Below are 5,316 nucleotides of genomic sequence, written 5' to 3' on the forward strand. Positions count from 1 at the left end.
ACGGCCGGCAAAGAACTCGGCGGTGCTCACACTTGTGACTCTCTCGGAGGGCTTGCCCATCAGTGCGAAGACCTGCTGTGCTACCTCCGCCCAGGACTGTGCGGGACCTTCGTTGCTGACGTTGTAAGTCCCGTATGGCGCCCCGGATTCCAGAAGATGGATGATCGCGGCGGCTATATCCTCTGCAAAGGTCAATCTGCCGACCTGGTCGGCAACGACCTTGGGCGAAATGTCCCTGGCGGCCAAGTTCGCCATCGTCCGCACGAAGTTTGGTCCGTCGCCGATGACCCAGCTGGTGCGCAAAATGTAGTGCCGGGGCAGCGTTGCCACAGCAAGGTCTGCTGCAGCTTTCGTCTGTCCGTACACGCCCAGTGGTGTCAACGGCTCGTCTTCGGTATGGATCTCCTGTGTGCCGTCAAACACGTAGTCGGAGGAAATGTGCACCACGGTCAAGCCGTTCTCCGCTGCGTGCCGGACCAGTTCTGCCACGGCCGCCGCATTGATCCGCCACGCGTCGCCGCGTCCGCTGCCCTCGGCGTCGTCAACCGCAGTGTAGGCGGCCACGTTGATCACCGTGGCATAATCCTTCCAGCTCACACCGGCCAAGGCTGAGGAATCAGCGAGGTCCAGCTCAGCGCGTCCGGCGAACTCAACGTCGGAGCGGGAAGCCAATGCTGTGCGCAGAGCCTTGCCCACCTGTCCGTTCGCGCCCATCACGAGAGTCTTACGTGGCAGCATGGGTGAAACGTCCGATAACCGCGGATGCTTGTAATCCTTCTCAGAGACTTCCGCGTCGGCCAGGTCCACCGGCCACGGCACAGCAACGGTTTCATCCCCAAGATTCAGGAAGGCGTACTGTGACTGCGCGTCCGCGGACCAGTGGTCATTGACCAGATAGGTGTACGCGGTGAAATCTTCGAGTGTCTGGAAGGCATTTCCGACGCCGCGCGGAACATAGACGGCTCGGGACGGGTCCAGTTCCGCAAAGAAGGTACGGCCGAATGTGCTGCCCTCCCGCAGGTCGACCCATGCCCCGAAGATGCGGCCGGTGGCCACGGAGACGTACTTATCCCAAGGCTCTGCGTGGATTCCCCGGGTGGCCCCCTTCTTAGTGTTAAAAGAGACGTTGTTTTGGATCGGATTGAAATCCGGCAGCCCCAAGGCAACCATCTTCTCGCGCTGCCAGTTCTCTTTGAACCAGCCCCGGTTGTCTCCCATCACCGGAAGTTCGCAGACCAGAAGTCCAGGTATCGGCGTCTCGCGGACACTCAAGGGCTTGGGAGTGTCACCGGCCGCCGTCATTGGCCCTGCTCCTGATACTTGGCTTCAGTCGCTTGCTTCTGCGGGCGCCACCAGTCCTCATTGCTGCGATACCATTCCACGGCAGCTTCGAGCCCTTCCTCGAATCGGCCGTAGGCGGGGACCCACTCCAGCTCTGCGCGCAGCTTGGACGAATCAATGGCGTAGCGCAAGTCGTGACCGGGGCGGTCCGCCACCAGGTCAAAGGCGTCCTTTGGCTGATCCAGCGCTTTGAGGATCAGGGACACGACGTCGCGGTTGGACATTTCTCCATCCGCCCCAATTAGGTAAGTCTCACCGATGCGTCCCCGCTCGATAATCCGCAGCACCGCCGAGGAATGGTCATCGGCGTGGATCCAGTCCCGCACGTTGGCTCCGGAACCGTAAAGCTTGGGCCGCACCCCATCGAGAATGTTCGTGATTTGGCGCGGAATGAACTTTTCCACGTGCTGGTAGGGACCGTAGTTATTGGAGCAGTTGCTGATCGTGGCCTGCAGGCCGAAGGACCGTATCCAAGCCTTGACCAGCAGATCAGAGCCGGCCTTCGTTGACGAATATGGGCTCGAGGGATTGTACGGCGTGTCCTCAGTAAAACGCTGGGGGTCGCCAAGTTCGAGGTCGCCGTAGACCTCGTCAGTGGAGACGTGATGGAAGCGGGTGGAGTAGCGCCGTGCCGCTTCAATCAATGTGTAGGTACCAACAATATTGGTATCCAGGAACGGGCGGGGGTCGTGCAGCGAATTGTCATTATGCGACTCGGCCGCAAAATGCACCACGATGTCAGTCTCTGCCACCAGCGGATCCACCACTGCCGCATCGCAGATGTCTCCGACTACCAGCCGTACCCGGTTGTGGGGCAGCGATTCCAGCGACCGCGGGTTAGCGGCGTAGGTTAGCTTATCCAGGACTGTCACCAGATAGTCCGTGTTTAGGATCAGATGGTGGACGAAGTTGGAACCAATGAAGCCGGCTCCGCCGGTCACAAGAATCTTTCGCATGTTTCCAGCCTACTAGTTTGGTGAGGTTAGCATTCGCACGCGATGATGGACGCATGCGTGGAATAATTCTCGCCGGCGGCACAGGTTCCCGGCTCCATCCGATCACTATGGGCATCAGCAAACAGTTGGTGCCTGTGTACGACAAGCCGATGATCTACTACCCGCTGTCCACCCTGATGCTGGCAGGCATCCGTGACATCCTGATCGTCACGACCCCTGACGATTCCGAGCAGTTCCAACGGCTTCTCGGTGACGGCTCGCGCTTTGGTGTTTCGCTGTCCTACGTGGAGCAGAAGTCCCCCGACGGACTCGCGCAGGCATTTATTCTTGGCGCGGACCACATAGGCAACGGCCCAGTTGGCTTGGTCCTGGGCGATAACATCTTCTACGGTCCAGGTATGGGCTCCCAACTGCGGCGGTTCACCTCTCCGGACGGCGCCGTCATCTTCGGTTACCAAGTGGCCGACCCCACAGCCTACGGCGTGGTGGAGTTTGCCGACGACGGCAAGGTGCTCTCGCTGGAGGAGAAGCCATCTGATCCCAGGAGCAACTTTGCAGTTCCGGGGCTGTACTTCTATGACAATGACGTAATTGAGATTGCCCGCGGTCTGCGGCCCTCTCCCCGCGGCGAGTTGGAGATCACCGATGTGAACTCTACCTATCTCTCCGAAGGCCGACTGAAGGTTGACATTCTTCCCCGCGGCACAGCATGGCTAGACACCGGAACGTTTGATTCCCTGAGCGAGGCAACCGATTTCATCAAGACGGTCCAGAAACGCCAGGGCCTCTCGATTGGCTGCCCGGAGGAAATTGCATGGCGGCTCGGCTACCTCGATGACGACGAACTACTCCGGCTGGCGGCTCCGCTCGTCAAAAGCGGCTACGGCAAGTATTTGCAGAAGCTAATAATTGGAGGAATGGAACAGGGCCGACCCCAGTGAGCTGGGTATCCGTCATCCCCTACTTTTTTGCCGGTTTTGCCATTCTCTATATCCCTGGACTTGTCGTGGGACTGGCCCTCGGGCTGAGGGGCGTGCCGTTGCTCGGGCTCTCCGCCCCTTTGTCTATTTCCATCATTGCCTGCACTGCAGTTGCAGGCGGAATAACCGGAATCACTTGGGGGTGGGCCGTTGTTGCGGCGGCGGCCGCCGGGGTCGCCGCGGTGACGTTCCTGATTCGCCTGCTCCTGCGCAGGCGGAGCGCCGGGCGCGGATCCGTGGGCGCCAGGGCAGCTGTCGCCGGCGCAGCCCTCCACACAGGGACGGGCTCACTATGGCAGGGCACCGCAGCAGCGCTGGCCAGCATTGCCGTTGGATCATTGATCATCGCGTGGCGGTTCATCCACATGATCCATCGCCCCGAGAATATTTCGCAGACCTTCGACGGTATCTTCCATCTGAATGCCACTGAGTACATACAGGAGACGGGCACCGCTTCATCCTTGACCATCGGACGCATGGTCAACGCCGGTGCCGATATTTCGTTTTATCCGGCGGCATGGCACGATTACATTTCGCTGATCGCATTCACTGGCGGCATTTCTGTTCCCGAATCGATCAATGTGGGGAACATACTGATCGCCGGCCTGGTGTGGACGAGCGGATGTGTGTTTTTTGTTAGCCGCATCCTAGGCAACCGGACTATGCCGCTGCTGATTACCGGCGTCCTGTCAGCGGCCTTTGGCGCGTTCCCCTACCTCATGATCGATTTCGGTGTCCTGTACCCGAATCTGCTGGCCATCGCACTGATGCCGGCCTGCCTCGGCTTGGCAGTGACGGCCGCTGGGGTGTCAGCTCCTAGGGAGCTAGGCCGTTGGACTGCTCTGGCCGCCCTTGCCCTGTCAGTTCCGGGCATGTTGCTGGCGCATCCCAGCACGCTGATTTCCTTTATCGCGCTGACGTTGCCGCTGGCCGCAGTGGCCTTGCTACGCTGGTGGCAGGTACTGCGCGGCCGTGGGATTCTACGTGTAGTACCATTCGTCGGAGCCGGAATATATGGCTTGATCACCGTGGTGCTCTGGGCGAAGGTACGCCCTGACCCCGCCTCGGCGACCTGGTGGCCAGTGGAGACTGCTGCCCAGGCCGCAGGCGAAGCCCTCCTGAGTGCACCGCTGGGTCGCCCGGTTCCGCTCGTGGTTGCCTGCCTTACGATTTCCGGCGTTGTTTACTGTGCCCGACACTTCCGTAGGTTGTGGTGGCTGCTTGCGTCCTTCTCTATCAGTTGCATGCTGTTCATCATCGTGGCAGGTTTCCCCTGGGGAACCATCCGCACGGCCTTTGGCGGTGTTTGGTACAACGATCCGTACCGGCTGGCGGCTCTTCTTCCTGTCCTGGGGCTGCCTCTGGCCGCCGTGGGTGCGTGGGCCATTGTGGACACCGTTTATGTGTGGCTCCGCGCGCGTCGGACGGCAGGAACGCTAGAGGCCGAAGTGCTCCGCGGGGAACGCTCCAAGGCAAGAGTGCGCCTGACCGGCACCGGAGCGGGACGGTACACTGTCCCCGCGGCTGCCGGGGCCCTGCTGGTTCTCCTTGCTCTCTTCACTCAAGGGAAGAGCATTGATGTAGCCCAGGCGTCGGGAGCCGGAAACTTTGCCCTCACTGATGGCTCCCCCCTGCTCTCCACGGACGAATCCGAACTGTTGGAGCGTGTCCCCGAGAAAGTCCCAGAGGACAGCCTCGTAGTGGGAAGCCCCTGGACGGGCGCGTCCCTGGTCTACGCACTGTCCGGACGGAAAACCTTGATGCCGCACATCTTCTATTCGCTCGACACCGCGGGGCAGACCGTGGTTGACCACCTCGACGAGATTCTGGCAGACCCCTCCGTCTGCCAGGCTGTCGCTGAGTTGAATGCGTACTATGTGCTGGACTTCGGCAGCAAGGAAGTCCACGGCGGCGACCACCCTTACGCCGGCCTGGACAACATCAGCGAGGAGACTGGGTTTGAGCTGGTCGATACCGAAGGCGATGCCAAGCTTTACCGCGTCACCGGCTGCGGCTAGCCCTTAATGGACTTCCGGCCC

At 60.7% G+C, this 5,316-nt stretch carries 4 protein-coding genes; 2 read left to right on the top strand and 2 right to left on the bottom strand.

What is annotated here, in order from left to right:
* On the bottom strand, positions 1–1,302 hold a 1,302-nt coding region (locus RTN46_RS12125; protein WP_312181697.1), incomplete at its 3' end, for a bifunctional dTDP-4-dehydrorhamnose 3,5-epimerase family protein/NAD(P)-dependent oxidoreductase.
* Positions 1,299–2,297 carry a dTDP-glucose 4,6-dehydratase gene (rfbB, locus tag RTN46_RS12130; RefSeq protein ID WP_312181699.1) on the bottom strand — a complete coding sequence of 333 codons (999 nt, stop codon included), beginning with the start codon at positions 2,295–2,297 and terminating at the stop codon, positions 1,299–1,301. The genes RTN46_RS12125 and rfbB, both read right to left, overlap by 4 nt.
* A 53-nt stretch (positions 2,298–2,350) precedes the next feature.
* On the opposite strand from rfbB, the gene rfbA reads away from it, so the two are divergent.
* Both rfbA and RTN46_RS12140 read left to right on the top strand, forming a co-directional pair.
* The gene (rfbA, locus tag RTN46_RS12135) at positions 2,351–3,238 is read left to right on the top strand and encodes a glucose-1-phosphate thymidylyltransferase RfbA (RefSeq protein ID WP_312181700.1); all 888 of its coding nucleotides are present in this window, start codon (positions 2,351–2,353) and stop codon (positions 3,236–3,238) included.
* On the top strand, positions 3,235–5,295 hold the full coding sequence (locus RTN46_RS12140) for a DUF6541 family protein (protein ID WP_312181702.1): 2,061 nt from the start codon (positions 3,235–3,237) through the stop codon (positions 5,293–5,295). The genes rfbA and RTN46_RS12140 overlap by 4 nt, the downstream gene beginning before the upstream one ends.
* The last annotated feature ends 21 nt before the right edge of the window (positions 5,296–5,316 follow it).

The organism is Arthrobacter sp. (assembly GCF_031988865.1).
Taxonomy (GTDB): Bacteria; Actinomycetota; Actinomycetes; order Actinomycetales; family Micrococcaceae; genus Arthrobacter_B.